At 60.9% G+C, this 26,367-nt stretch carries 33 protein-coding genes; 27 read left to right on the top strand and 6 right to left on the bottom strand.

Annotation, left to right across the window (positions count from 1 at the left end):
- Window positions 1–168 precede the first annotated feature (168 nt).
- From Mal48_RS15265 to Mal48_RS23325, 18 genes are all read left to right on the top strand, one after another.
- Window positions 169–357: a hypothetical protein gene (locus Mal48_RS15265; RefSeq protein WP_145201283.1), complete on the top strand. Its 189-nt coding sequence runs from the start codon at window positions 169–171 to the stop codon at window positions 355–357.
- Between the two features lie 51 nt (window positions 358–408).
- Window positions 409–903: a DUF2924 domain-containing protein gene (locus Mal48_RS15260; RefSeq protein ID WP_145201280.1), complete on the top strand. Its 495-nt coding sequence runs from the start codon at window positions 409–411 to the stop codon at window positions 901–903.
- The gene (locus Mal48_RS15255; RefSeq protein WP_145201277.1) at window positions 900–2,486 is read left to right on the top strand and encodes a recombinase family protein; all 1,587 of its coding nucleotides are present in this window, start codon (window positions 900–902) and stop codon (window positions 2,484–2,486) included. The genes Mal48_RS15260 and Mal48_RS15255 overlap by 4 nt, the downstream gene beginning before the upstream one ends.
- A complete protein-coding gene (locus Mal48_RS15250; protein WP_145201274.1) occupies window positions 2,483–2,887 on the top strand; it encodes a hypothetical protein in 405 nt (134 codons plus the stop codon). The genes Mal48_RS15255 and Mal48_RS15250 overlap by 4 nt, the downstream gene beginning before the upstream one ends.
- Window positions 2,888–3,098: 211 nt before the next feature.
- Entirely contained in the window at window positions 3,099–4,199 is a 1,101-nt protein-coding gene (locus Mal48_RS15245; protein ID WP_145201271.1) for an endonuclease NucS domain-containing protein, read from the top strand.
- A gap of 22 nt (window positions 4,200–4,221) precedes the next feature.
- Window positions 4,222–4,581 carry a helix-turn-helix domain-containing protein gene (locus Mal48_RS15240; protein WP_145201268.1) on the top strand — a complete coding sequence of 120 codons (360 nt, stop codon included), beginning with the start codon at window positions 4,222–4,224 and terminating at the stop codon, window positions 4,579–4,581.
- Between the two features lie 4 nt (window positions 4,582–4,585).
- Window positions 4,586–5,344: an ImmA/IrrE family metallo-endopeptidase gene (locus Mal48_RS15235; RefSeq protein ID WP_145201265.1), complete on the top strand. Its 759-nt coding sequence runs from the start codon at window positions 4,586–4,588 to the stop codon at window positions 5,342–5,344.
- A 69-nt stretch (window positions 5,345–5,413) separates the two neighbouring features.
- Window positions 5,414–6,598, top strand: a complete 1,185-nt coding sequence (locus Mal48_RS15230) for a hypothetical protein (protein ID WP_145201263.1) — start codon at window positions 5,414–5,416, stop codon at window positions 6,596–6,598.
- Window positions 6,591–7,520: a hypothetical protein gene (locus Mal48_RS15225; RefSeq protein ID WP_145201260.1), complete on the top strand. Its 930-nt coding sequence runs from the start codon at window positions 6,591–6,593 to the stop codon at window positions 7,518–7,520. Before Mal48_RS15230 ends, Mal48_RS15225 begins: the two co-directional genes overlap by 8 nt.
- 219 nt (window positions 7,521–7,739) lie before the next feature.
- The gene (locus tag Mal48_RS15220) at window positions 7,740–8,345 is read left to right on the top strand and encodes a sigma-70 family RNA polymerase sigma factor (RefSeq protein WP_145201257.1); all 606 of its coding nucleotides are present in this window, start codon (window positions 7,740–7,742) and stop codon (window positions 8,343–8,345) included.
- A 76-nt stretch (window positions 8,346–8,421) separates the two neighbouring features.
- The gene (locus Mal48_RS15215; protein ID WP_145201255.1) at window positions 8,422–8,727 is read left to right on the top strand and encodes a hypothetical protein; all 306 of its coding nucleotides are present in this window, start codon (window positions 8,422–8,424) and stop codon (window positions 8,725–8,727) included.
- 2 nt (window positions 8,728–8,729) lie between these two features.
- A complete protein-coding gene (locus Mal48_RS15210; protein ID WP_197441739.1) occupies window positions 8,730–9,518 on the top strand; it encodes an ATP-binding protein in 789 nt (262 codons plus the stop codon).
- A gap of 3 nt (window positions 9,519–9,521) precedes the next feature.
- Window positions 9,522–9,989 carry a DUF669 domain-containing protein gene (locus Mal48_RS15205; RefSeq protein WP_145201249.1) on the top strand — a complete coding sequence of 156 codons (468 nt, stop codon included), beginning with the start codon at window positions 9,522–9,524 and terminating at the stop codon, window positions 9,987–9,989.
- A gap of 158 nt (window positions 9,990–10,147) precedes the next feature.
- Window positions 10,148–10,789 (top strand): hypothetical protein, encoded by a 642-nt coding sequence (locus tag Mal48_RS15200; RefSeq protein ID WP_197441738.1) that lies wholly within the window; start codon window positions 10,148–10,150, stop codon window positions 10,787–10,789.
- A gap of 146 nt (window positions 10,790–10,935) precedes the next feature.
- Entirely contained in the window at window positions 10,936–11,289 is a 354-nt protein-coding gene (locus Mal48_RS15195; protein WP_197441737.1) for a RusA family crossover junction endodeoxyribonuclease, read from the top strand.
- Window positions 11,283–12,938, top strand: a complete 1,656-nt coding sequence (locus Mal48_RS15190) for a DEAD/DEAH box helicase (RefSeq protein ID WP_145201246.1) — start codon at window positions 11,283–11,285, stop codon at window positions 12,936–12,938. The genes Mal48_RS15195 and Mal48_RS15190 overlap by 7 nt, the downstream gene beginning before the upstream one ends.
- Window positions 12,935–15,028, top strand: coding sequence for a bifunctional DNA primase/polymerase (locus tag Mal48_RS15185; RefSeq protein ID WP_145201243.1), 2,094 nt, complete (start codon window positions 12,935–12,937; stop codon window positions 15,026–15,028). Before Mal48_RS15190 ends, Mal48_RS15185 begins: the two co-directional genes overlap by 4 nt.
- A gap of 370 nt (window positions 15,029–15,398) precedes the next feature.
- On the top strand, window positions 15,399–15,563 hold the full coding sequence (locus tag Mal48_RS23325) for a hypothetical protein (protein WP_197441736.1): 165 nt from the start codon (window positions 15,399–15,401) through the stop codon (window positions 15,561–15,563).
- 54 nt (window positions 15,564–15,617) lie between these two features.
- On the opposite strand, the gene Mal48_RS15180 is transcribed toward Mal48_RS23325, so the two are convergent.
- Window positions 15,618–15,806 (bottom strand): hypothetical protein, encoded by a 189-nt coding sequence (locus Mal48_RS15180; protein ID WP_145201240.1) that lies wholly within the window; start codon window positions 15,804–15,806, stop codon window positions 15,618–15,620.
- Window positions 15,807–15,833: 27 nt separating this feature from the next.
- Here Mal48_RS15180 and Mal48_RS15175 point away from each other — a divergent pair, with 27 nt between their 5' ends.
- Both Mal48_RS15175 and Mal48_RS15170 read left to right on the top strand, forming a co-directional pair.
- Window positions 15,834–17,171 (top strand): DNA modification methylase, encoded by a 1,338-nt coding sequence (locus Mal48_RS15175; protein ID WP_197441735.1) that lies wholly within the window; start codon window positions 15,834–15,836, stop codon window positions 17,169–17,171.
- Window positions 17,168–17,542, top strand: coding sequence for a DUF1937 family protein (locus Mal48_RS15170; protein ID WP_145201237.1), 375 nt, complete (start codon window positions 17,168–17,170; stop codon window positions 17,540–17,542). The genes Mal48_RS15175 and Mal48_RS15170 overlap by 4 nt, the downstream gene beginning before the upstream one ends.
- Window positions 17,543–17,634: 92 nt before the next feature.
- On the opposite strand, the gene Mal48_RS15165 is transcribed toward Mal48_RS15170, so the two are convergent.
- The 4 genes from Mal48_RS15165 to Mal48_RS15150 all read right to left on the bottom strand — a co-directional run bounded on the left by Mal48_RS15165 (window position 17,635) and on the right by Mal48_RS15150 (window position 18,860).
- Entirely contained in the window at window positions 17,635–17,889 is a 255-nt protein-coding gene (locus tag Mal48_RS15165; RefSeq protein ID WP_145201234.1) for a hypothetical protein, read from the bottom strand.
- A gap of 24 nt (window positions 17,890–17,913) precedes the next feature.
- A complete protein-coding gene (locus Mal48_RS15160) occupies window positions 17,914–18,210 on the bottom strand; it encodes a hypothetical protein (protein ID WP_145201232.1) in 297 nt (98 codons plus the stop codon).
- Between the two features lie 9 nt (window positions 18,211–18,219).
- A complete protein-coding gene (locus Mal48_RS15155) occupies window positions 18,220–18,576 on the bottom strand; it encodes a winged helix-turn-helix domain-containing protein (protein WP_197441734.1) in 357 nt (118 codons plus the stop codon).
- A gap of 62 nt (window positions 18,577–18,638) precedes the next feature.
- A complete protein-coding gene (locus tag Mal48_RS15150; protein ID WP_145201226.1) occupies window positions 18,639–18,860 on the bottom strand; it encodes a hypothetical protein in 222 nt (73 codons plus the stop codon).
- Between Mal48_RS15150 and Mal48_RS23320 the strand changes: the two genes are divergently transcribed.
- From Mal48_RS23320 to Mal48_RS23955, 4 genes are read left to right on the top strand one after another with little or no spacing between them, the layout of a single operon-like run.
- On the top strand, window positions 18,859–19,209 hold the full coding sequence (locus Mal48_RS23320) for a hypothetical protein (protein WP_197441733.1): 351 nt from the start codon (window positions 18,859–18,861) through the stop codon (window positions 19,207–19,209). The genes Mal48_RS15150 and Mal48_RS23320 overlap by 2 nt on opposite strands.
- Window positions 19,199–19,414 carry a hypothetical protein gene (locus Mal48_RS15140; RefSeq protein WP_145201220.1) on the top strand — a complete coding sequence of 72 codons (216 nt, stop codon included), beginning with the start codon at window positions 19,199–19,201 and terminating at the stop codon, window positions 19,412–19,414. Before Mal48_RS23320 ends, Mal48_RS15140 begins: the two co-directional genes overlap by 11 nt.
- The gene (locus Mal48_RS15135) at window positions 19,404–21,674 is read left to right on the top strand and encodes a terminase gpA endonuclease subunit (RefSeq protein ID WP_145201217.1); all 2,271 of its coding nucleotides are present in this window, start codon (window positions 19,404–19,406) and stop codon (window positions 21,672–21,674) included. Before Mal48_RS15140 ends, Mal48_RS15135 begins: the two co-directional genes overlap by 11 nt.
- Window positions 21,671–21,847, top strand: a complete 177-nt coding sequence (locus Mal48_RS23955) for an NrdR family transcriptional regulator (RefSeq protein WP_449353778.1) — start codon at window positions 21,671–21,673, stop codon at window positions 21,845–21,847. Before Mal48_RS15135 ends, Mal48_RS23955 begins: the two co-directional genes overlap by 4 nt.
- A gap of 30 nt (window positions 21,848–21,877) precedes the next feature.
- Here Mal48_RS23955 and Mal48_RS15130 read toward each other — a convergent pair whose 3' ends face one another.
- The gene (locus tag Mal48_RS15130) at window positions 21,878–22,423 is read right to left on the bottom strand and encodes a hypothetical protein (RefSeq protein WP_145201214.1); all 546 of its coding nucleotides are present in this window, start codon (window positions 22,421–22,423) and stop codon (window positions 21,878–21,880) included.
- Window positions 22,424–22,747: 324 nt separating this feature from the next.
- Here Mal48_RS15130 and Mal48_RS15125 point away from each other — a divergent pair, with 324 nt between their 5' ends.
- From Mal48_RS15125 to Mal48_RS15115, 3 genes are read left to right on the top strand one after another with little or no spacing between them, the layout of a single operon-like run.
- Window positions 22,748–22,945 (top strand): hypothetical protein, encoded by a 198-nt coding sequence (locus Mal48_RS15125; protein ID WP_145201211.1) that lies wholly within the window; start codon window positions 22,748–22,750, stop codon window positions 22,943–22,945.
- Between the two features lie 2 nt (window positions 22,946–22,947).
- A complete protein-coding gene (locus Mal48_RS15120) occupies window positions 22,948–24,411 on the top strand; it encodes a phage portal protein (protein WP_145201208.1) in 1,464 nt (487 codons plus the stop codon).
- On the top strand, window positions 24,371–26,365 hold the full coding sequence (locus Mal48_RS15115) for a phage major capsid protein (protein WP_145201205.1): 1,995 nt from the start codon (window positions 24,371–24,373) through the stop codon (window positions 26,363–26,365). The genes Mal48_RS15120 and Mal48_RS15115 overlap by 41 nt, the downstream gene beginning before the upstream one ends.
- Window positions 26,366–26,367: the final 2 nt, after the last annotated feature.

The raw sequence follows: 26,367 nt of genomic DNA, 5'->3' as shown, positions 1-26,367 counted from the left end.
TTCTCCATTGGCCGATTGTCGCATTTTCTTTGGGGCGGGAGAACAGGCAGTGCGGGTGATTGCGCTCCGTCAGTTCCCCCACGAACCGGGTAGCTCTCCAGATAGGCCTTGTTAATTGGGCTGTTCGACCACCGCTGGTCGAATCCCGTCCTACCTACTGGAGACACGATGCGCCGACCCGACGACACCGACCCGTCCCAGGACGACCAACGCAGAACCGAACTCGCCTCGATCTTTGCCGCCGCTATCTTGCGGCTTCGCCGGCGGATCGCGCTGGCCGGTTCCGAAGTTCCGGACGAAGCGGAGACATGCCTTGAAGTTCCTGCGGAAACCGTGCTCAGTGGTCACCACGGTTAACGGTTTCGGAGACCGCCGAGTGGGGTCGGGTTCTTCAACAAGGAGAAATGCATGTCACTGAACGTCGGAAAAGAGGTCGCCGCATTGCAGCGGATGACCGTCAAGCAACTGCGGGAACGCTACGCCGAGGTCTTCGGCGATGAGACGCGAACCGGCAACAAGGCCTGGTTGGTGAAACGGATCGCGTGGCGTCTGCAGGCAATGGCCGAGGGCGGTCTGTCCGAACGGGCACGGCAACGAGCCGCCGAACTGGCCAACGAGGCGGACATCCGGATGACGCCCCCGAAGGCGAAGCCTGCGACAAAGTCGAAAGAGCGAACGGTCACCAGTGCCGTGCGATTCGCCGGCGACAACCGATTGCCGCTTCCCGGCACGGTGCTCACCCGTGAATACAAAGGCGACACGCTCCAGGTCCGCGTGCTAGAGAATGGATTCGAATACGAAGGCGAGGTCTACCGATCAATCAGCGCCGTGGCGAAGGCCATCACCGGATCCCATACGAATGGCTTCCACTTCTTTCGTCTGCGGAAAGGAGGCCAGCGATGACCAGAACGAAGACGCGGAAGGCCGCCACCGTCAGCCCAACGATGCGGTGTGCCATCTATACCCGCAAATCGACAGAAGACGGGCTCGAGCAGGAATTCAATTCTCTCGATGCCCAGCGAGAGGCGGGTGAGAACTACATCCGCAGTCAGGTGAATGAAGGCTGGGAGATTATCCCGGACGGATACGACGACGGCGGATTCACCGGCGGCAACATGGATCGCCCCGCGCTCCAACGCCTGATGGCGGACATCGAGGCTGGCAAGGTCGATTGCGTTGTGGTCTACAAGGTCGACCGCCTCAGCCGATCACTGCTGGACTTTGCCCGGTTGATGGAAGTCTTCGATCGGCAGCGGGTGTCCTTCGTTTCCGTCACGCAGCAGTTCAACACGGCCAGTTCGATGGGCCGGCTGGTGCTGAACGTGCTGCTGTCCTTCGCCCAGTTCGAACGGGAGATCATCTCGGAACGGACGCGGGATAAGATCGCCGCTGCACGCCGCAAAGGAAAATGGGTCGGCGGCATGCCGCTACTCGGCTACGACGTCGATCCACGTGGTTCGAGACTGGTGGTCAATGATGACGAGGCAGTCCGCGTCCGGACCATCTTCGACCTGTACCTGCAGCATCAATCGCTGATCACGGTGATCCGGGAGATCGATGACCGTGGCTGGGTCAACAAGCGGTGGGTCACGAAGAAAGGCATCGAGCGCGGCGGGAAACCGTTCACGAAGACCAGCCTCCACAAACTGCTGACCAACGTCACATACCTCGGCAAGGTGCGATACAAGGATGAGGTTCACGAAGGCGAGCACGAGGCCATCATCGATCCCGACGTCTGGCAGCAGGTGCAAACGTTGATGCAACGCAATGGCCGCACCGGCGGAGCGGAAGTACGCAATAAGTTCGGTGCTCTGCTGAAGGGGCTGCTGCGGTGCGTGGCCTGCGACTCCGCGATGACGCCGACACACGCGACGAAGAACGGCAACAAGCGGTATCGGTACTACGTCTGCTGCCACGCCCAGAAACGGGGCTGGCAGAACTGCCCGTCCCCATCGATCCCGGCGACTGAGATCGAACGGTTCGTGGTCGACCAGATACATTGCATTGGTCGCGATCCCGATCTGATTCGCGAGACGCTTACCCAGGTTCGCGAACAGGCCCAGTCTCAATTAGTGGAACTGGAGGCGGAACAGGCCAGCCTTGAAAGAGAACTGGCCCGATGGGCCGCGGAGATTCGCGACGTCGTCGCCCACGTCGGCCCGGGTGACGAAGACTCGCCAGCGGTCGCCCGGTTGGCCGACCTTCAGGAACGGACGCGGACAGCGGAGCGTCGGGCGACGGAGATTCGGGAACAGATTCGAGCCATCACCGCCCGCACGATCGACCAGAGCGAGGTCGCTGCGGCGATGGCAAAATTCGATCCGGTGTGGAAAGCACTCACACCCCGCGAACAGGCCCGCATCATCGAACTGCTGGTCGAGCGGGTCGACTACGACGGTGAACGCGGAAAGGTGGCGGTCACCTTTCACCCGGATGGCATTCGCAACTTTGGCGACGAGTTCGTCACAGCGGAGGACGCAGCATGAAATCGATCACTCTCGAAGCCGATATCCATTTCCAACGCCGCGGGCGTGGAGCCAGACGTGTGATGGAGACGGGATCTGATCCGAACGACGAAATTCCAGTCGGCCGACTGCCCCGGATCACCCGGCTGATGGCGCTGGCCATCAGGTTCGACGAACTGATCCAGAACGGTGACGTCACCGACTACGCCGAACTGGCCCGCCTCGGCCACGTCTCCCGTGCCCGCGTCACGCAGATCATGAACCTGCTGATGCTGGCATCGGACATTCAGGAAGAAATCCTGCATCTGCCGCGTGTGACCGGCGGCCGCGATCCGCTTCATCTGCGGCAACTGCAATCCGTCGCGCTGGTTCCGGACTGGCGAAAGCAGCGGAAGTTGTGGACTTCTCTCTTGAATGATTGATACGTCGGCTTGACCGATGGTCCCTCACTACAGGGACTTGCGGCAGTACCACACCAGCTGTCACCGAAAAAGTCTCCTCTGCCGATTGTGTTTCCGAAACAGCCGGGTTAACATCTGGGTGTTTATCGTTCAGTGAACAGTCTTGTTTGCCTGTCTTACCGGCTGGACTGTTTGAAGGAGTACGGCCAGATATTGGAAGAGGAGATCTGAAATGCCAATTGAAGTCGGACTCTGGAAAATGGGTGAGACGCCTCAGCGCGTTGAATTCTCGGCGATGGAGACTGAGCAACGTCTGGAGGATGTACTGTTTAAGGATCTGTCGATTCTCGATCCTAATCTGTTGTTAATCGGTCGACAGGTGCCGACGGCCTTCGGGAAGTTCATCGATCTGTTGGCGATCGACCGAGAAGGCAACCTGACTGTCATCGAGTTGAAACGAGACAAGACGCCGCGAGAAGTCGTCGCGCAAGTATTGGATTACGGATCCTGGGTGCGCCATCTCGAAGACGATGACATCGCGTCGATCTTCGATGCTTACACACACAAGTATTACCCCAATGAGGGCACGACCTCACTTGATGAAGCGTTCTGCAAGTACTTCAGCACGGAGGAGATGCCGGAGGCGCTCAATGAAGTCCACGAACTGGTCGTTGTTGCTGCTGAGTTGGATGACAGCACAGAACGGATCATCAACTACTTGACCGACTTCGGCGTCGCGGTCAACGCCGTGTTCTTCCGGTTCTTCAAGGATGGTGACAGTGAATACATCAGTCGCGCTTGGCTGATTGAGCCGGACCAGGTCGAAGCCAAGGTTGTCGAAAAACGGGAGAAGCTACCTTGGAACGGTGAGTACTACGTCTCGTTCGGCGGTGCCCAAAACCGCGATTGGGATGAAGCCTGCAAGTACGGATTTGTCTCGGCGGGAGGCGGATCGTGGTACACGAAATCCCTGGGAATGCTGAGTGAGGATGCACGTATCTGGGTGAACATACCAGGCGAAGGCTACGTCGGCGTCGGCCGGGTTGTTCAGGAGGCAGCGCCGATCGATGGGTTCCTTGTGGATGATGGCGAGGGTAACAAAGTCCCGATCACCGGGCTTGCTCTCAAGATTTCCCAGTCAACGACGGCCATTCAGGATCCTGAAAAAGCTGAACATCTCGTCGGAGTCGAGTGGATCAAGACCGTTCCGGTCTCCAACGCGATCCGCGAAAAGGGATTCTTCGGGAATCAGAATTCGGCTGCCAAACCCCGCTCCAAGAAATGGCCGCATACCGTCGAACGGCTCAAGGCCCGCCTTGGTGTGAATGATTAATGGACTGAGAGCGAAAAACAGGATGACCGCAAACCAAAAACATTTTGGCGAAGTTCTTCGCGAAGCGCGAATTGCAAAGGGCTTCAGCCTGCGCAAGTTCGCGGAAAAGGTGGGCATTAGCCCGACGTATCTGTCCCTTGTGGAGCAGGGAAAAGTGGAAAGCCCGCCCACAGCGGATCGTGTGAAGCGGATGGCGGAATTACTCGAAGAAAATGCCGACCAGTGGATAGCCCTGGCTGGTCGAGTCCCTGGGGACCTGTCGGAGATCATTCAAAAACAGCCAACGGAAATGCCCGAATTACTCCGCGAAGCCAGCGGCCTGACGCCAGAACAGTTACAGAAACTCACAAAACAAGCTCGCAAATTCAAGGAGAAAGGTTGAGCCAGTGCCACGACGTCCCTCCGCATCGACGCGAAGAGAACCCTATTTCACAAAACGGCAGCTCGAAGATGAAGCTGCCGTTTTGCTGGCCGAATATGGCCGCGACTTCGAAGCCGTCATCGAGCCGCCAGTGCCGATCGACGAGATCATTGAACTGCACCTGAAACTGACGTTCGAATTCCGCGACATGCGGTCATTGTTCGGCGTCGGTGACGTGCATGGTGCGCTGTGGGTAAATGAAAACCGGGTGGGTGTCGACCAGAGCCTTGATCCCGATGAGAATCCGGCGAAGCTGGGACGTTTCCGATTCACGCTGGCCCACGAGGCCGGGCACTGGCGATTGCACCGGACTCTGTTCCAGCGACACGCCAATCAGCCGTCGCTGCTGCCGGAAGCGGATGACCGCGCCAACTACATCTGCCGCTCCAGCGACACCAGTCCGCTCGAATGGCAGGCCAACTACTTTGCCGCCGCCCTGCTCATGCCCCGGGAACTGGTCTTGCAGGAGTGGGACAAGTGGCGCGGCAATCTCGATCCCATCTACCTGGATGACCTGCGACCACGGCAGCAGGAGATCATCACCAGTGAGTTGCTGCGCCGCGGTGGCCTGAGCATGGGCGAAGACAGCATCAACAACACACTGTTCGAACACGCCTGCCGTCCGCTGGCGGAAACGTTTGAGGTCTCAGCTGAAGCCATGCGGATTCGGCTGGAGAACCTGAAGTTACTGTGTCACAGAAAGGAACCATCGCTGTTCGAGTGAACGGCATTTTTTTTGACTTGAGTGTTTACTGTTCAGCGAACGGAGACACCGCATCGAGAGGAATGTTACATGGCAAAATCGTTTGATTTGCGGAAGCAGCTCAAGCTGCATGATAACCAGTTGCTGAAGCGACTGTTCAAAGACGTGCCGGCAATGGCGGAGATCGCATGGGACGAGCTCAAGGCTCGGGACGTGGAAACCGTCGTTGCCGCATGGGAAACGATGGGAGACGACCGGCAGCATTATCAGGTGCTGCTCCAGGACGTGCATGAACTTTCTGATCCGAAGGGACAGAAAGTTCTGATCGAGGAGATCGAATGGCAATGCCCTGAACGCCTCGAAGAATTCGCAGCGCTCAAGAGCCCGGCGGACAAGTCGCTGTGGGCCTTCCTTGAGACACGGGATGCATTCGACCAGGCGGCGATCTTCGCCCGCGCCGAAGCATTGCGAACCGGTGGCCTGGCCAACCGGTGGAACAGTCTCCCGAAGGAACCCATCACGTGGTCGCCGAAACTCAAGGCGGAACTGGAAGCAGAGATTCGCGCGTTCTACTGGAACAAGGAACTCCGCGGCGAGGTCTGCGAAGTCCATCACTACCAGCGCGCTGGGGGAGCGGACTTCTTCTTTGCCTACCTGCCGGACTGGCCTGACAAGCAACTGATCTTTGACGACGATCAGAAGCTGACGCCGCGCGAAGAGAGCTACGCGTTCAGCAATGTGTTTGTCTATTCTCCGTCTGAAGGAGCGATCGATCTGATTGCCAAGGGCGGCAAGAAAGTGCAGTTGCCGTTGCGGAAGGCGTTCTGTCGGGCAGTCCTCGGTATCGAGGTCGACGACGATGAACCATTGCGGGCGAGCTACAAACTGGATCAGTTGCTCGATCCCGCCTTCGCCTTCACGACGCTGCCGGAAGACATGCTGGCCGCTGTGCGACTCCGCCGGCTGCGGATCGTGCCACGGGTGGCCGTGCCGGCTCTTGAGTATCTGGAGCTGAAGTTCTCCGAGTACGCGACCCGTGCTGAGATCCTCACCGCCATCAACCAGCATCTTGCCGCTCACGGTCTCGACCGATCACAGGTGTCGGCAACACAGGCCAGCATTCAGCTGCAGTTTGTCGGTGACGGCGAGAAGAAGGGCAAGAAGATGACCTTCAGCGTCAGTTGCCCGAACACCTGTGACATCAAGACCAAACCCGACGAAGTGCGGATCATTGGCGAACGCTGCATCCAGCGCTGGGGGATTCTGAATGACTGATCCTCTGAGTGTGGTGTGGCCACTGCTGGACCTTCCCGATGCCGTCCTGAGTTCCGACGCTGCGGAATTCTGGCCGGCCGGTCTGCTTCAGCAATTGGTCGAGATGGGTGTTCTGTGTCCGACGACGGGCGCGGAACGCGTGCTCTGTCCGGAATGTCGCGATCACGTGGAAGACGTGGTCGCGATTTCCGGGCCGAGTGGCCGCACCCGTTACGCGATCAACTGTCCCGAACACCTGCGTGTGGTGCTTTCGTCGGATGACCTGCAGCAGTGGATCGTGGATGTGAATCACATCGCGGCCATCATAGCCTCCGCTTTCCAGTTGACGGGCAAGTTGGCCGGGCTGGCCCCCGGTCGCATCTGGCGACTCGGACGCTGGAAGTATCAGGGGCAGACACGTGACATGCTGCTGGCTGTTGGTTTGAACCAGCCCGATGCCAGTGAGTTCCGCCGGCAGATTACGGCGTCGAAACGGCCGGTGGTGTTCGTACCGCTGGCGGAACCGGATGCCGACTTCTGGGTCGGAGAGCCGCCACCGCTCATTCGATTGTCGGAGGTCGTCTCTCTGGTGGACAACGATCTCGACATCGACACCACAACCATCGTCGGCTTGATTCACGACGCCAATGAGCGGGCGGCGGAAACGCCGGGCGTATTGAACTTCGTGCTCGATCAGAAGGTCCGCAGCGCACTCGATTCCAAACTGACCGACGACCTGATCCTGCAGGCTTACGTCGCCAACGATTCGTCGGCCCGGAAGGCGGAGAAGGATTTGAAGAGCCGCGGGTTCTCGATTCACCACTCGACCATTTCCCGACTCGTCAATAAGCACAAGAAACTGCTTCAAACCGGTTCCAGTGAATCTGTCGTGCGCACGCGCTCGTCGCAGCGACGCGACACCCCGATAGAAAAACGAGATTGAGGTAACTCGCCCACATGACACGACTTCCGCATCACTGATCTGTCGCACGCTCCGTGCGCACCCTGCGACAGATGCGACACCGCAGCCGCCGGCTGAGGCCGTGAGGCTGAACACCCGGCAGTCGCCTGTCGTGCCTGCGTAGGTCAGCGGAAGTGATCCGCGGCGCAGTGACCCGACCTGTATCGCTCCCGGGCCCGCCCCTCCGGCCCAGGACATGTGATGCAGGTGAATGCTTCGAATGGCGCCGGCTCTGCGTGCGCGCCGAAACTGGGGCGCTTCGAGTTTGGAATCGTCAAACGCAAGGTCAAGCAGATCATCGGCCGCGCCGGCTACACCCGGCAGGACAGAGAGGATCTGGAGCAGGAGCTGCTGACGCGGCTGCTGCAGGGATTGAAGTCATTCGATCCCGCTGTGGCCCATCGCAAATCGTTCGTGACCGCGATCGTCGAACGTTCGGTCGCCAGCATCATCCGTGATGCCGAGGCCCAGAAGCGGGATCACCGACGGATCGGCTCTCTGCAGTTGCTGGTAGAAATGACCGAGGACGGTCCGACCGAACTGGCCGAGACGATCGGCGACCGTGAGTACAACGGCCGCCGCTGTCGTGATCCGCGCAGTGACGAAGACCTCGCGCAGCTCGTCACCGACCTGGCGGATGTCATTGACTCTCTGCCGGACGAACTCCGCGATCTGGCCGAACGGATGAAGACTCAGTCGATCTCCGCCATTGCGCGTGAGATCGGCGTCCCCCGCACCACGCTCAACGACACCGTACGCCGATTGCGGCAGCGGTTCGAAGCGGCGGGCCTGCGGGACTACGTCTGAAAACCTTCGTCACCTCGACACCCAACCGGGTAGCTCTCCAAGTAGAGACGCACTTGTTGGACCTGAGGAGATCGCCATGACCAGGGAACTCTACCGCTACGAGTTCCAGCCCGATGTGCCGCTGGAAGAAGTCGAGGCCTCTTTGCTGCTGGCTGTGCTGGCGACCGAAAGCCTGCACGGCGAATCCCAGGTCCGACTCGATGCGTCGCATTACCTCGATCCGGACCGGCGTGCCTGCGTCATCGATGCGGGTACGCCGGTCGGTCGGGACGTCAATCGCCTGTTCGTCGGCTTCCTTCGCCGCGAATTCGGCGAAGACGCGTTCCAGGTGGCACGCGTCGATTCCACCCACCAACCCGAACCCCAGGAGATCTGCGCGTGAGCATGTTGTCCCGCATCCATCGTGGCAAAGAACCGCTGCCGCCACGGCTGGTGCTTTATGGAACCGAAGGCATCGGCAAGTCGACATTCGCCTCACAGGCGCCGGCACCGATCTTCATTCAGACCGAAGACGGACTGGGTGAAATCGAGTGCGACAAATTCCCGCTGGCCACGCAGTTGGAAGACGTGCAGGCCGCGCTGCAGGAACTGATTTCCGAGCAGCACGATTACCAGACGGTCGTCATCGACAGTCTGGACTGGCTGGAACGCCTCATCTGGGATGACCTGTGCCGGCAATACAATGTCACGTCGATCGACAAAGTCGATGGCGGTTACGCGAAGGGCTACACCCACGCACTGACCCACTGGCGGAAAGTGCTGGGGCTGCTCAACCGACTACGGACCGAACGCGGCATGGTCGTGGTGTGCATCGCGCACGCCAAGGTCGAGAAGTTCGAAGACCCGGAAGCGACCGCCTACGACCGCTACAGCCCCCGGCTGCATAAGCACGCCTGCGCCCTCGTCTGCGAGTGGTGCGACGCCGTGATGTTCGCCACGCGGAAGATCCGAGTGCAGTCCGAAGACACTGGATTCAACCGCAAACGCGGGATTGCCTTCGGACTCGGCAAAGACGGTGGTGAACGGATGCTCCGCACCATCGGCGGCCCATCGTGCGTCGCCAAGAACCGATTCTCGCTGCCGGAAGAACTGCCTCTCGCGTGGTCCGACTTCATGACCGCGCTGACCAACCCGGAATCAACCCCTTCCCAACCTTCTGATACGGAGAACTGATTAATGGCCAACCTTCACGGATTCGATGCCAACCAGGTGGAACCCGTTTCCAGTTTCGAACCACTGCCCGCCGGCAAGTATGCGGCCGCCATCACCGATTCGGAGATGAAGCCCACGAAGGCCGGCACCGGGAACTATCTGCAGCTCACGTTTGAGGTGCTGGATGGTCCCCACAAAGGCCGGCTGCTCTGGGCCCGGCTGAATCTCGACAACCCGAATGCCACGGCGGTGCAGATCGCCAGAGCGGAACTTTCCGCCATCTGTCGGGCGGTCGGAGTGATGGCTCCGAAAGACTCGGTTGAACTCCACAACCTGCCACTGGTGATCTCGGTCAAACTCAAGCGTCGCTCAGACACGGGTGAGCTGCAGAACGAGATCGGTGGCTATTCACCGAGGAATGACAAGGCGACTCAAACGCCATCGGCAAAGACAACCGCTCCGCCGTGGCAGCGCTCCGCCCAGACAGCATAAGTCCGGGTACGGCGAGGCATCGTGGGGTGAGGTATGGCACGGCAAGGCGAGCCAAGGCTGCGTAAGGCATAAGACGGGCATGGTTCGATTCGGCCAGGCAGGGCGTGCCAAGGCGCGACATGGCATGGCGGTTTTCAACTTCCTCTTTGGAGATATCAATGACAGCGACAATGAACGGAAAGCCAAAGAACGCGTCGGCCATCGGGCCGGACGTGACAAACGGCGCGAAACAGACTCTCGATCATTCGATTCCTTATCGCGTCGAGCTGTCGATCTGCGGGGACGCCGATCTGCTGTTTCACCGCTGGAACTGTGAGGCCGTTGAAGCGAAAGCAAAAGCCGCCAAGGGCTCGGCGGCCAAGAAAACCGACGACGTGGAATCCTACGTCTATCGCAACAACGACAACGAGCTGTGCATTCCCGGTGAATACCTGCGGCAGGCAATCATTGCAGCAGCCAAGTACCGGCAGGATCCCCGGTCTCCGCGCAAGAGTGCGATGGACCTTGTGAAGGCGGCGGTCGTGAGTCTGACGCCGCTGGCCAGCCTTGGAATCGAGGATTGGGACTACGAGCACCGGTGTCGGGTTCAGGTGCAGCGAAGCGGTGTGACGCGCGTGCGGCCTGCCATCAACGCCGGGTGGACCGCAACATTCCTGCTGATGGTCAATCTTCCGGAGTACGTGTCGAGCGGCATGCTTCACGGACTTGTGAGTGACGCTGGCCGCCTGATCGGCATCGCGGATTTCCGACCGACATACGGCCGGTTCCGTGTCACCCGATTCGACGTACTTGACGACTGACTCAATCGAAGACTGGCGCGGCAAGGAAAGGCCGGCAATGGCTAGGCAAGGTTCGTCAGGTCCTGGCGGGCTGTGGAGTGGTTAGTCGCGGTTAGGTTGGGCTTGCCACGGTGAGTCGGGATGGGGTTAGGCAAGGCGAGGTTTCTGTGAGTCTGAGATTCGAACTGCCGTTTCCACCCAGCGTCAATCACTACTGGCGGCGGGTGGGAGCACGGACGCTCATCAGCCGCACGGGGCGGGCATTTCGCGCAAGCGTGTGCTCGCTCCTCGCGGCACGGCGGGTCCAGCCACTGGATGGTCCGCTGATCGTGCAGATCGACGTGTACCCGCCCGATCGTCGTCGCCGCGATGTCGACAACCTGCCCAAGGCGATTCTCGACGCGCTCCAGCACGGCGGTGCTTACCACGACGACAGCCAGATCGTCTCCCTGACCATCACCAAACGCGAGGTCGTCCCCGAGGGGAAGACCGAAGTTCTGATCGAGAAAGCGGAATGCTGACACTGCGTCCTTATCAACAGACGGCCGTGGCCGCCGTGTACGAACACCTGCGGGAGCGCGACGACAACCCGTGCGTCGTGATCCCGACCGGTGGCGGCAAGACTCCCGTGATGGCGACCATCTGCCGTGACGCCGTTGTCACCTGGGGCGGCCGCGTCCTCATCGTTGCCCACGTGAAAGAACTGCTCGAACAGTCGGCCGACAAACTGCGGGTCGTCTGTCCCGAAGTGAAGTTCGGCATCTACTCCGCCGGACTCAAACGCCGCGACACGCAGGCGCCGGTCATCGTGGCCGGCATTCAATCCATCTACAAACGGGCCTGCGAACTGGGGCCGATCGATCTGATTCTGGTTGACGAAGCCCACATGATTCCGCCCGAAGGCGAAGGGATGTATCAGCAGTTCCTCGCCGAGGCCCGGGTGGTAAATCCGGACGTCCGCGTGATCGGGCTGACCGCGACGCCCTATCGCCTCAAGTCAGGGATGATCTGCACTCCGGACCATTTCCTGAATGACGTCGGTTACGAAGTCGGTGTCCGCGAACTGATCGTGCAGGGTTATCTGTCGCCGCTGGTGACCAAGGCCGGCCTGACCCGTATTGACACCAGCGCCGTCCATATCCGTGGTGGCGAATTCGTGGCGGCTGAGGTCGAAGACCTGATGGATCAGGACGAACTGGTCGATGCCGCCTGCCGGGAGATTGTGGAGTTCACGGCCGATCGCCAGTCCGTGCTGATCTTCGCCACCGGCATCAAACATGGCCGGCATGTGCAGGAAGTCCTGCTCCGTAATCACGACATCGAATGTGGCTTCGTGTCGGGGGAAACGCCGACGGCCGAGCGAGACGCAACACTCAAAGCGTTCCGTGACGGGGACCTGCGGTACCTGTGCAACGTCAACGTGCTGACGACGGGATTCGATGCGCCCAACATCGACTGCGTGGTGATGCTGCGGCCGACGATGTCACCGGGACTGTATTACCAGATGGTGGGCCGCGGGTTCCGGCTGCATCCTGGCAAAGAGAATTGCCTCGTGCTCGATTTCGGAGGCAACGTGCTGCGGCACGGGCCGGTGGATGCGATCCGGATTGAAGAACGGCCTGCCGGCAACAGGGAAGCGCCGGCGAAGGAGTGTCCGATCTGTCATGCGGTGATCGCAGCCGGCTTCGCGACCTGCCCGCAGTGCGGTTACGAGTTCCCACCGCCGGAACGACAAAAGCATGAAGCGAAAGCCACCGATGCCGGCATCCTGTCCGACCAGATGAACGATACGAAGTACGAGGTGATGGACATCTCGTATTCGGTCCACACCAAACGGGACGCTCAGCCCGGAGCCCCGCAGACGATGCGAGTCGACTACCGGTTGGGGCTCAGTCACTGGCAATCGGAATTCATCTGCGTGGAACACGAAGGCTACGCCCGTCAGAAAGCCGAAGCGTGGTGGTCCCGCCGTTCCCCCGATCCTGTACCGGACTCGGCTGAGCGGGCGGTCGAGCTGGCGGAAGCCGGCGCACTGTGCGCCACGCACGCGATCGTCGTCCGTTCGGTGCCCGGCGAACGCTATGACCGGATTGTCGGATACGACCTGGCCGAGAAGCCGGAACCCGTGCCGTGGGGAGATTCGTTCGACGACGAGGAGGTCCCGTTTTGAATGACCTGCTCGAAGCTGCGCTCAACTACGTCGATCTTGGCTATCCGGTCTTTCCCTGCGCCGCCGGTGGCAGTAATCCGATTACGCCGCGCGGATTTCATGATGCCAGTCTCGATCCGGAACAGATCGAACGCTGGTGGACCGCACATCCCTCGGCCAACATTGGCCTGCCGACTGCCGGCCTGGTGGTGATTGACGTTGATGGGGCGACCAATACGTGGCCCGGTGAAGAACGGGCAATGGAACTGGCCGCCGGACCAATGGCCCTCACTCCCGGCGGTGGCAGCCATCGCATCTTCAGACAGCCGCCGGAAAAAGGCTGGCGCTGCACCCAAAGCGTTCTGGCTCCGCAGGTCGACACCCGGGCCGATGGTGGCTACATCGTCGCCCCGCCGTCACGGCGTGCTGAAGGCTCCTATCGCTGGGTGCCGGGCATGGAACTGGATGTATCGCCGGACCAGTTGCCCGAACCGCCGGCGTGGCTGGTCGCGCAACTCGACGGACCGCCGCCCGGAACGCCCACGTCGCCCGACGTGGCGACTGGTACGGGGCTTGGTAACAAAATCCCCTCCGGCCAACGCAATGCCACACTGGCGAAACTCGGCGGAGCGATGCGGCGTGTGGGGATGTCGCAGGAAGAGATTGTGGCCGCCCTGTTGCGTGCCAACGCCGATCGCTGTGTGCCGGCTTTGACAGCACGCGAGGTCGAACGCATTGCCGGCAGCATCGCTCGTTATGAGCCGGACCAGATTGCCGTCGCCCTGGCGGAGAATCACTGGGATCAGATGTATGCCGACTCGGGCAGCGACGAGGCGACCCGTTTCGAAGATCCGGGACCCACGCCCCCACAGTTGCTGCGCGTTCCCGGCTTCATCAACTCGGTGATTGATTACACGCTCAGCAGTGCTCCCTATCCGGAGCCGGTGCTGGCGTTCTGCGGAGCGTTGTCGCTGCAAGCACTGCTGGCCGGCCGCAAGGTGCGCGATGCGGCTGACAACCGCACGAATCTGTACCTGCTGGGACTCGCCAACTCGGGCGCTGGAAAGGATTACCCGCGCAAGGTCAATCAACGCATCCTGCTGGAAGTCGGCATGCCGGAGTGTCTGGGGAATTCGTTCGCCAGCGGGGAAGGCATTGAAGATCGGCTGTTCACGCAGCCATCGGCCCTGTTTCAGGTGGATGAACTGGATGGTCTGTTGCTGAAAGTGACGCAGGCAAAAGACGCCCGTCACGAGCAGGTCGTCAGCATCCTTCTGCAAATGTACTCGAGCGCCAGCAGCGTCTACGTGATGCGGGCCAAGGCCGGCAAGGAACGGACCGTTATCGATCAGCCCTGCCTGTGCATCTTCGGGACGGCGGTTCCGAAGCACTTCTATGAAGCGATCTCACCACGGCTGATGACCAACGGGTTTCTGGCCCGCATGCTGATCCTGGAATCGCAGAAGCGGGGGCGAGGTCGTGAAGCGAACGTCGGTCCGATTCCGGAGCCGATTCTGGAAGTCGCTCGCTGGTGGGCCGAATATCAGCCGGGACATGCCGGCAATCTGAGTACGTGGCATCCTGTCCCGCAACTGGTTGATGCCGACGCAGCGGCACTCAATGGATTCCGGGCGTTTCGTGAGTATGCCGATGCCGAGTATTCCCGCGCAGAGGATGGCGGTGATCCGGTATCGATGGCGATCTGGGCCCGTGCCTACGAGAAGGCCCGACGGCTGTCGCTGATCTACGCCTGCAGCGCCAACCACTCGGCACCACAGATCGATCTGCCGGCTGTCACCTGGGCCTGTGAGTTCGTCGAACATCAGACGCGGCGAATGCTGTTCATGGCCGGCAGTCACGCCAGTGAAAGCGACTTCGACGCCAAGCGAAAACGGCTGTTGGAGATCCTGGCGAAGTGGCATGCGCAGCACGGCGATCGCTGGATGCCGTTCTGGATGATCAATCGCAAGCTGCCGTGGTCACGCCGGGAACACGAAGAAGTGCGGGACACGCTCGTCGCCCAGCGGCTGATCGATTTCGGCACGCATCAGACCGGCGGTCGACCGGGCGAGGTGTACCGACTCGTTCCGACAGGAGGTGCCGCGCAATAACCCCTTTCTGCATCGTGCAAAAGCCCGTGAACCGGGTTGATCACCATCACACAGCACCAGACTGACCGTTTTTGCGGGCGCAATAAGTCCCGGAAGCGGAAGGTCGGAGATGACGTAAGTCCAAGGCAGTCCATGAGTAATACATATCACACTACTTCTTGTTGTTATTGCACCCCCCTCACGCATGTCCCTGCGTCCGCGCGTGAGCGCGAGCGGGCGCGAGATCCCCCTGCAAAAAGCGCAAAAAGGCAAAAAGTCCCCTCTGCATGGTTCCTTCCCGGCCATGTCAGTCAGGTCATCCCCGCGGGAACAGCCACCATTCCCACCAGAGTTTGTTTTGACAGTCCGAGTCCCAATGGAGAACCCGTCTATGTCCACGCTGCCTGATCGTGATGATCACTCAAATGACAAACGCTACCTGTTCTGGAAGGAGGTCGTCTGCCCGACTGCCCGCCGGCTGGAGACGTTCTTCTGGAACCTGCTGTGGTTCCTCGTCATCGCCTGTTTGCTGTTTGGCTACAACCCGTTTCGCTGAGGAGCACACGCATGTCTGACAATGCTGCCCGCAATCGCAGTCGGCCGGGCCTGATCAGAACGTCTCCTCAATGGCCAGCCCCCGCAGTTGCGGAACCGTTAGCCACACCGTCTGCACGTACGGCACATCGTTTTTTCGAATGTCTTTCCGCAGGCCAATGATGGGCGAGCCCTCGATTCGAATGACCTGCACTTCGGCCGCAGCCCATTCCTGTTCTGTAGGTGGCGGATAGGTCGGATCCACATTCTTCTCCACGGAGGTTTCAAACAGATGACAGCCACATCCAAGTCCATTCTGGCAATCGAACACCGATCCATCGGTGACATTAGACCATACGAAAACAATCCCCGCATCAACGACGATGCGGTGGCGGCGGTCGTAGCGTCGATCCGGGAGTTCGGATTTCGACAACCGATCGTCGTCGACGAAGCGGGCGTGATCATCGTCGGTCACACCCGCTACAAAGCGGCTCAGCAACTCGGCCTTGAGAAAGTGCCGGTGCATGTCGCCAAAGGATTGTCGCCGGCACAGGTGAAGGCGTACCGCATCGCCGACAACCAGACCGCAACGCTGGCGGAATGGAACTACGACCTGCTGCCGATCGAACTGGCCGACCTGCAAGGACTCGATTTCGATCTCGATCTGCTGGGGTTCGACACCGATGAACTAGCGAAGATCCTCAGTCCCGAGCTGAAGAACGGACAGTGCGATCCGGATGACGTGCCGGAGCCACCTGATGAGGCCACCACGCAGAAAGGCGATCTGTGGCTGCTCGGTGAGCATCGTTTGCTGTGCGGCGACAGTTCGTCCGTGGCTGATCTGGACCGCCTGCTCGACGGTCAGCCGATCCATCTCTGCAATACCGATCCGCCGTACAACGTGAAGGTCGAACCTCGCAGCAACAACGCCATCGCCGCGGGCCTCTCATCATTTCAGGGAACGACCCATCACCAGAAACTGGATGTGGAACGGCATCCCGAGAAGGCGAAGCCGACTGCAAAGAAGCTGCGTGCCAAGGATCGACCGCTCGCCAACGACTTCGTCTCGGACGAGCAGTTCGACGTATTGCTGGATGCCTGGTTCGGCAACATCGCCCGCGTGCTGTTGCCGGGACGTGGGTTCTACATCTGGGGTGGGTACGCCAACTGCGCCAACTACCCGCCGTTCCTGAAGAAGCACGAGCTGTACTTCTCGCAGGCTTTGATCTGGGTGAAGGAGCATCCCGTTCTGACCCGTAAAGATTTTATGGGAAACCACGAGTGGTGCTTCTACGGATGGAAAGCGGGCGCCGCGCACGTCTACCTCGGACCGAACAACGCGACCGATGTCTGGTCGGTGAAGAAGGTCAATCCGCAGTCGATGGTGCATCTCACGGAGAAGCCTGTCGAACTGGCGGTCCGCGCGATGCAGTACTCATCGCGCACGGGCGAAAACGTCCTCGACCTGTTCGGTGGCTCGGGCAGCACGCTGATCGCGGCAGAACAGACCGGCCGCAAAGCATTTCTGATGGAACTCGATCCGTTGTACTGCGACGTGATCGTGCAGCGGTACGAGAAGTTTTCCGGACGGAAGGCGGAACGGGTCGCGGCGGAAGAGGTGGCCGCATGATTTATCTTGCGAGCCCGTACTCACACCCATGCCCGACCGTTCGCGAACAGCGATTTCATGCCGTCTGCCGGATGGCGGCTTTGCTCATGCGGCAGGGACAGGTCGTGTTCGCGCCGATCGTGCATGGCCATCCGCTGGTCGATCATGGCCTGCCCACCGAGTGGCCTTTCTGGGAACGGTTCGACCGGGAGCATCTGCGGCGGTGCGACGAACTGGTCGTGCTCACGCTGGACGGCTGGCGGGAATCGGTCGGTGTGACGGCCGAGATCCGGATTGCCGGCGAACTGGGGAAACCGGTCCGCTATCTGGTTCCGGAGGACGGCGACGGTTCGCCCACGTTGGGCCGTGTCGCGAAGGAGGCGGAGATTTGAACGAGCGTCCGAGCCACGAGAAAACGCCCGCACGTTCGGGCACCGCCGCGAAGCGGTGGTCGCGTGGGGCGTCGACGCGAATCGCGTCGGGGTCAGCCGTCTTGCCGGCGAGCCTGCCATTCGGCTTCCCGCGCCAGCATTTCGTGATGCCAGCGCCACTGGTCGATCTCGGATTCAGTCGCGTGCCGGACGGTCAGGATGTTGATCGGCACGTCCCGTCCGTAGCGCTCGCGGAGGTCGGCGTACAGGTCATACAGCGCGACATGCCCGAGTTCGCGGGCGGTCGATTCGTCTTCGGCTTCCACCAGCACGTACCGTGCGAGCGTGGCCACCAGCCAGGTTGTCATGGTTCGTCTCCTCGTGATGTTATCTCATCCCGCCGGCGGGTAGATCGTCCCGCAGGCGTCGCACCGTACAAATTCGTCGTCGAGCCAGATCAGGCGATCGGCGTCGGCCTCACCGCATTCCGGACAGGCCAGCCCCGGAGCCACCCGATTCTGTTCGGGCGGCTCGACGGGCGGGTCCAACCGGTCGGCGATCGCGAGGAGCACCTCGACGAGGTCATCGACATCGATGGCCCGGGATCGGTACCCCTCGTCAATCGCCTTCTGCACCGAGGCTGTTACGTCGCGGATCGCATCAGCCATTTCATGGTTGGGGTTCTTCATCGCGAGACCTCAGACGGTGAATTGACCGCGGTCGGTCTTCTTGAATCGCGACTCGTCCCCCTTTTTCGCAATCTCGCGAATGATCGCGGCGTACAGCGTCGAGTGGGGCGTCTTGCCGCCGGGGCTGGTCCAGTACCCCTTTGTCGCCATCGCTTCGATCATCGCCTTGGCGGTCAGCGGCTCGCCCGCTTCAGCCAGCACCTTCGCCGCCGCGTCGAGGGCGCTCATCTTCCCGTCCCGCTTGCCGCCGGCCTTCGGTTTCTTTTGAGCCGCCGCCTGCTTGTTGGTCGCGGGGGCCTTCTTTGCCGCCTTGCGCTGGGCGGGCTTGCGGGTCTTCGTCGTCGTGGTGGTCTTCTTCGTCGCCATCGTGTTGCTCCTGTGAAAAAGGAAGTCTGGAAACAAAAACAGCCGGCCATCGGGCCGGCTGGTCATGCCTGGTTGATGCGGCGTCTGGTGACGCCGACGTTGTTGAGTGCCTTCTCGGCCGCCTCGATCGCGAAGACGACCGCCTCAGCCGCTTCGGTGTCCTCGCAGTCGACCTTCATCAGGTCGTCGATGTGCCGCCGCAGCGTCCGTTCCAATGAGTGCAGTGTTCGTAGCGCTTCGCAGTTGATGCGTCGCGGCGGATTGTGGTCGTTGGCGTTCGTCATGGTCGTGTTCTCGTTCGGTGGCGTGTTAGTTCCAAAGATGGATCAGGGCCGGGTTGCGTCGGCGGTGGAGTTCGCGGGCGATCCTCCGAAACAGCCGGAAGAGCCGCATGGCTTCCGTTTTGTTGCCCACTTCCCACAGCGCCCTCGCGTCTTGTTTCAGTCCGTCAGCAAGCCTGCGAAGTTCGCCGCTGTCCGTTCTGCCAATGTCGTTGGTGTTCATGGTGGTCCCTTTTCGTCTGCCAAATCCGTCTTTCGACATGACACGAGTTACCTCGGGTGCGGAACGACATCCACTCCGTTTCGCAGCAATTCTGAGCTGATTTCAGAGGTTTTCAGGGATGTCCGATGACCGCGAAAAGTCGCCCCTCAGCCCGACCGCGATGTCGCTCCGCGACGCCGCGCGACTGCTGACGCGCACCGGTGGCGACCCGGTCTCGGAAGACATGCTGCAGGCCGATATCGACGCCGGCGCACCCGTCAACGCGGATGGCACGCTGAACCTCGTGCACTACGCCGCCTGGCTCGTGAAGGAGATGAGCCGACGTGGCGATTGACCCCCGACAACTCGGACCGACTCAGTTGTGCCGGCTGCTCAACTCAACCCCGTTGGGCGAAGTGATCAGCGAACGGCAGCTGCATCGGCATCGCACCCGGGCCGGGTTCCGGATCGGGGAGAACCGGACCGTCGACCTGTTCCGATACATCGGCTGGCTGGTCGCGCGGCGGCATGCGCCGAAACCGGATCCCGAGGGTCTGACCGGCTACGACGCGATGAAGGAGCAGGCTCGGGCTCGCAACGCGATGCTCTCGCTGTCGGGTCGCGACATTGGCGATCTGCCGGCGGTTATCAATCCGGAACGCAAACGACAGGCGGGCGAAAGTTTTCGGTTCTTCTGCGAGACGTACTTCCCGTTGTCGTTTCACCTGGCATGGTCACCGGACCATTTGAAGGTCATCGCGAAGATCGAAGAAGCGGTGCTGCATGGCGGGTTGTTCGCATTGGCGATGCCACGTGGGTCGGGCAAGACGACAATCGCCGAATGCGCCTGTCTGTGGGCGATCCTGTTCGGGCACCGGGAGTTCATCGCATTGATCGGCGCGAGTGAGGTGCATGCGGAGGAGATGCTCGACTCCATCAAGATGGAACTTGACGGCAACGAACTGCTGCTCGAGGACTTCCCCGAGGCGGTCTATCCGATCCAGCGGCTGGAAGGGATCGCGAACCGCTGCACCGGCCAGCTGTACCAGGGCGAGCGGACGCACATCTCATGGACTGCCAAAGAGATCGTGATGCCGACAATGCCGGATTCGAAGGCGTCGGGAGCGATCGTCAAAGTCGCCGGGATCACCGGTCGCATTCGCGGGATGAAGTTCAAACGAGCCGATGGCCGGACCGTACGGCCTTCGCTTGTCATTCTCGACGACCCCCAGACAGACGAGTCGGCGCGATCGCCATCCCAGTGTGCCCAGCGCGAGAGCATCCTTGCCGGCGCGGTCCTCGGCCTGGCCGGTCCCGGCAACAAGATCAGCGGCATCATGCCATGCACGGTCATTCGTCCGGATGACATGGCCGATCGGATGCTGGATCGGGACAAACACCCGCAATGGCAGGGTGACCGCACGAAGATGGTCTATACGTTCCCGACCAACGAAAAGCTGTGGCAGCAGTACGGCCAGGTGCGTGCCGAAGCACTGCGGAATGAACGGGGGCTGGCGGAAGCCACCGAGTTCTATCGCAAACATCGGAAAGCGATGGACGAAGGCGCGGTCATTGCCTGGCCGGAGCGGTTCAATCCGGATGAACTCTCGGCCATACAGCATGCCATGAATCTGAAGCTGCAGAATGAAGCCGCGTTCTTCGCGGAATACCAGAACGAACCGCTGCCGGAGACGGCCGCCGATGATGATCTGCTGACGGCCGATCAGATCGCCGGCAAGACCTGTGGCCTGCCGCAGCATCTGGTGCCGGTTGGCTGCAATCACCTGACGATGTTCATCGACGTACAGCAGAAGTTGTTGTTCTTCGTGGTCTGTGCGTGGGAAGACGACTTCACGGGCTACATCATTGATTACGGCACCTACCCCGACCAGAAGCGACCGTACTTCACACTGCGGGACGCCACGCGAACGCTGGCCGTTGCAGCGAAAGGAACTGGGCTCGAGGGATCCATCTACGCCGGGCTGGAGGCGTTAACTGAAGATCGACTGTCACGGAGTTGGCGACGCGACGACGGTGCGGAACTGCGGATCGACCGTTGTCTCATCGACGCCAACTGGGGTTCATCAACGGATGTGGTCTACCAGTTCTGCCGGCAATCGAAGCACGCCGGGATCGTGCTCCCTTCACACGGGCGGTTCGTGGGGGCCTCCAGCCGGCCATTCTCTGATTACAAACGCAAACCGGGAGAACGCGTCGGACTCAACTGGCGGATGACAAACGCCAGCGGCAAGCGGGCGGTCCGGCATGTGATCTACGACACGAACTACTGGAAGTCGTTCGTGCAGGCTCGGCTGGTCGTGGCGCAGGGCGATCCCGGTTGTCTGTCCCTGTTCGGAACCAGTCCGGAAACGCACCGGATGTTCGCCGAGCAGTTGACCGCTGAATACCGCGTGAAGACCGAAGGGCGGGGCCGGACGGTGGACGAATGGAAGATCCGCCCCGAGCAGCCCGATAACCACTGGCTCGACGGTGTCGTGGGCTGCGCGGTCTCTGCGTCGATACAGGGCTGCGTGCTGTTCGGTACCGATGCGCCGCAAGGCCCCGCGCCACCACGCGTCCGGCTGTCCGCGTTGCAGAGGAGCAAGCGGGGATGACCCATCAGAAGCGCGATCCCGAACCGAAAGGCCTCGTCTGCCCGAACTGCGGCTGCCGGCATTTCTACGTGGTCTACACACGACCGCGAGCGGAGAAAATCTTACGGCGGAAGGAGTGCAGATACTGCGGCAGACGGGTGACGACCACCGAGAAGGTGGTCGGTGCGGAATAAATACACCGTTCACCCTGTCGTCACGCGCGGTCATTCAGGATCTTTGACCTTCTTGCCAGTGAATCCAATGAACGGGAGCCGGCCGTAGAACAGGAGAGCCCAAGCTGACACGAACGGTACGTTGGTGTGAGTCACCCAGTATGCAAACTGATTGTCGGCATAGAGATTAATCGGTTCTTGCATCAACGGAGTGATAATGTCGTCTCGGAGTTTCTGAGGTCGGTCAGCCTCCATCCTGCCAAGACTCTCGATTGACAAAACCCGAGATTCATGTGTCTGAACGGGTAGCGACGTTCCGGTTTCGTGCAGGTATAGGCACTGCACGATCCTTCTAACCACGAGATGAATCCGTCCCATGTCCACAGTGAGTTGGAAATCGTCCCCATCAGGTTTTAGCGATGTGAGGAGAGCGGTCAGGAAACCGGTGGCTTGTGGTCGTTGCAGCGACTGCTGAATTGTAGGCTTCAGCGAGACGACACTTGGTGCGTCCTTTGTGAACGGATTCATTGCGAGACAAAGACGAAAGTACTCGGCATCTTTCGAACCTTGCTGATTGCAGTCCTCACATGCCGGCACCGTTATTAGATCGTTGGGCCGTGGCTTGGGAAAAATGAGCTTCGGCGGCGCATGCTCAACGGTCAGATTCTGTGTCGTCGAACAATACACGCAGCTCTTTGGAAGGTGCTTTTTATTCGTGGTCGGCAAAACGGTCTCCCTGCGGCCTTGATCTAGTTTCAACTGGCGCATTGGTCCAACACGTCATTCTCCAGACACACCGCGCAGCTTACGGTTCCATATATGGAACGATCTTACACGTTTTCGCATTGTCTCCGTCACTTCACAGGTCAACCGGGTAGCTCTCCAGATAGGCAGCGTGTTGCTGCCGTCTGTGAGACCCCAATGGCTGACGACCTCGACCAGACGATCCGTGACAACGCCGATGGGCCTGCCAAGGCCACCGGCGATTCCGGCAGCATGGAGCAGCACAAGCTCTCCGAGCAGATTGCCGCGGATCGGTATCTCGCCTCGAAGCAGGCGGCGAAGTCCAAACGCCTCGGTCTCCGGATCACGAAGATCGTTCCTCCGGGTTCCGAGTGACCATGCTGAACTGGCTGCGCCGTACCCTGTTTGCCTCCAAACCGGATGTCCGACTGACTCGTCGGGCGACCCGGTTTCTGCGTGGCAAATACGACTCGGCCCTGACGTCCGACAACAACCGGCGTCACTGGGCCAACGCGGATGGTCTGTCGGCCAATGCCGCCAACAGCCCGGAGGTCCGCCGCATTCTGCGGAACCGCGCTCGCTACGAGGTCGCCAACAACAGTTACGCCCGGGGCATTGTGCTCACACTGGCGAACGACATTGTCGGCACCGGTCCGCGGCTGCAACTGCTCACCGAAGACGCTGAAGCCAATCGGCAGATCGAACGGGCCTTCAACCAGTGGGCCAAAGCGGTTGGCCTCGCCGAAAAACTCCGCACGCTGCGGATGGCCCAGACGCAGGATGGCGAAACCTTCGCCATCCTGATCAGCAATCCGCGTGTCGAAACTGACGTGCAACTCGACCTGCGGCTCGTCGAAGCCGAACAGGTCACGACGCCCGACCTGCGCTGGAACGACGCCCGCGCCATCGACGGCATTGTGTTTGATGCCGCCGGCAACCCAATCGAATATCACGTGCTGCGGGAGCATCCCGGTGGTGGACATTCATTCGTCAAAGACTACGACCGCATTCCGGCCGACGCCGTACTGCACCTGTTCCGCGTTGATCGTCCCGGGCAGAGTCGCGGGATTCCGGACATCACGCCCGCGCTGCCGCTGTTTGCGATGCTGCGGGACTATTCCCTCGCCACGCTCGATGCGGCCAAAGCGGCCGCTTACTACGCCGGCATCATCTACACCGACGCGCCTCCGCACGGCGAAACCGAAGCCGTCGAACCGCTCGATCCGATCGAGCTGGATCGCAACACGCTGCTGACGATGCCCGGCGGATGGAAGATGGCTCAGCTTCATGCGGAGCAGCCAACCGGAACATACGCCGAGTTCAAACGCGAAGTTCTCAACGAGATCGCCCGTTGCCTGAACATGCCGTTCAACATCGCGGCCGGCAATAGCGCCTCGTACAACTACGCCTCCGGTCGTCTCGATCATCAGACCTACTTCAAATCGATCCGCATCGACCAGTCGCGGATCGAAACGATCGTGCTCGACCGCATTCTGGCCGCCTGGTTCGACGAGGCGGTGCTGGTGGACGGCCTGCTGCCGTCCGGCCTCGGCCCAATTGCCGAATGGCCCCATCAATGGTTCTGGGACGGTCACGAGCATGTGGATCCCCAGAAAGAGGCCAACGCGCAGGCGACACGTCTCGCTTCGCACACCACCACGCTCGCGGATGAATACGCCCGCAAAGGCCAGGACTGGGAAGCCCAGCTCCGGCAGCGTGCCAAAGAACTTCAGTTGATGAGCGAGCTCGGTCTCGCCGTTGCTTCACCCACTTCTTCTGCTCCCACGGAGGACGACGCGGATGTCGACCAAGACGAAGAAACCCCGGTCAGCGCCGAATGATTCCCCCACGCTGCCCGCTCCCCTGAATCTCACCGCGACGGCCCACATCGAAGTGGAAGCCGGCGACGGTGAAAGCACCGCGCTGCCCCGGTTCCAGATGGTGGCCTACACCGGCGGAGCGATGCGAATCGCCGGCTGGAAGTTCCCGGTCGTGATCGATCTGGCCGGAATGTCGATCCCCGCGCAATCACGACCGATCCGGTTCGGACATGACCCGCTCTCGGGTGTCGGGCACACCGACTCAATTCGCGTCGAGCAGGGAAAGCTGATGGCCGCCGGTGTCGTGTCTCGCGATACGTCCGCCGCTCGCGAAGTCGTGGCCAGCTCGAAGAACGGGTTCCCCTGGCAGGCCTCGGTCGGAGCCAGCGTGGAAGAGTTCGAGTTCATCAAGGCCCAGCAGCAGGTGACGGTCAATGGTCGCCAGTATGCCGGGCCGATCAACGTCGTCCGCAAGTCGACGCTGGGTGAAATCAGTTTTGTGGATCTCGGGGCGGACGGTGAAACCAGCGCCAGTGTGGCCGCCAGCGCGGCTCAGGAATCAGGAGACCCCGACGTGACGGATCATGACACCGATACCGACGAACCGAACACGCCGACGAATCCGCCGGCCGCTCCTGTGGCAGCCAATGCCGCCACCGTGAGTGACATCCGAGCGGAAGCGGCGGCCGAGATTGAACGGATCGCTGCCGTCCGCCGCGTCTGTGCCAGCCGCCACCCGCAGCTTGAGGCCCGCGCGATCCGGGAAGGCTGGGATCCCCAGCGTACCGAACTGGAAGTGCTCCGAGCGACGCGGCCAACCGCTCCGGCAGCGCATGTCCCGGACAACACGGTCAACGGGAACGTGCTGGAAGCGGCCTGTCTGCTGACAGCGAAGGCGGCCAATGTTGAGGAAGCGTTCGATCCGCAGACGCTCGATCTGGCGGCACGCCGATTTCGCGGCGGGATCGGTCTGCAGGAACTGCTGCTCGAAGCGGCATGGGCCAACGGCTACACCGGTCGCAACTTCCGCGACAACCGGGAAGTGCTTCGATTCGCGTTCGGTCGCGGCATCGAAGCGGCCGGATACTCGACCATCGACATCAGCGGCATCCTGTCGAATGTCGCCAACAAGTTTCTGCTGGAAGGGTTCTTCAGCGTCGAACGGACGTGGCGGAATATCTGCGCCGTTCGCAACGTGAGCGACTTCAAGACGGTCACCAGTTACCGGCTGATCGGCACCGATCAGTACGAACTGGTCGCGCCCGGCGGAGAACTCAAGCAGGGAACACTCGGCAGCGAGCAGTACACGAACAAGGCCGACACGTACGGCCTGATGCTGGCGATCGATCGGCGGGACATCATCAACGATGACCTCGGCGCGATCACCACCGTGCCTCGCAAACTGGGTCGCGGTTCCGGTCTGAAGATCAACGACGTGTTCTGGACCACGTTCCTGGCGAACACCTCGTTCTTCACCGTCGGCAACAACAACTATCTGACGGGTGCCGACACGGCGCTGTCGATCGACGGCCTGACCAAGGCGGAAGTCGCCTTCATGGATCAGGTCGATTCCGACGGCAAACCGATCGGCATTCTGCCGGCCCTCATGCTGGTGCCGACGGCTCTGTCCGCGGTCGGGTCGCAGCTCTTCAAATCGATGGAGCTGCGGGACACCACCGCCAGCAACAAGTACCCGATCTCCAACCCGCATCAGGGCAAGTTCCGCGTCGAGGTCAGCCGGTATCTGGCCAACTCCAGTTACACCGGCAACTCGGCCAAGGCGTGGTACCTGCTGGCCGATCCAACCGACCTGCCGGTGGTCGAGGTCGCGTTCCTGAACGGTCAGGAGTCTCCCACGATCGAAACTGCCGACGCCGACTTCAATCAGCTCGGCGTGCAGATGCGGGGCTATCACGACTTCGGTTGTGCCCTTCAGGACTCCCGCGGCGGCGTGAAGTCGAAGGGCGAAGCCTGACC

This window comes from Thalassoglobus polymorphus, assembly GCF_007744255.1.
In the GTDB taxonomy this organism is placed as follows: domain Bacteria; phylum Planctomycetota; class Planctomycetia; order Planctomycetales; family Planctomycetaceae; genus Thalassoglobus; species Thalassoglobus polymorphus.
This window is presented reverse-complemented; position numbering and strand designations above follow the sequence as displayed.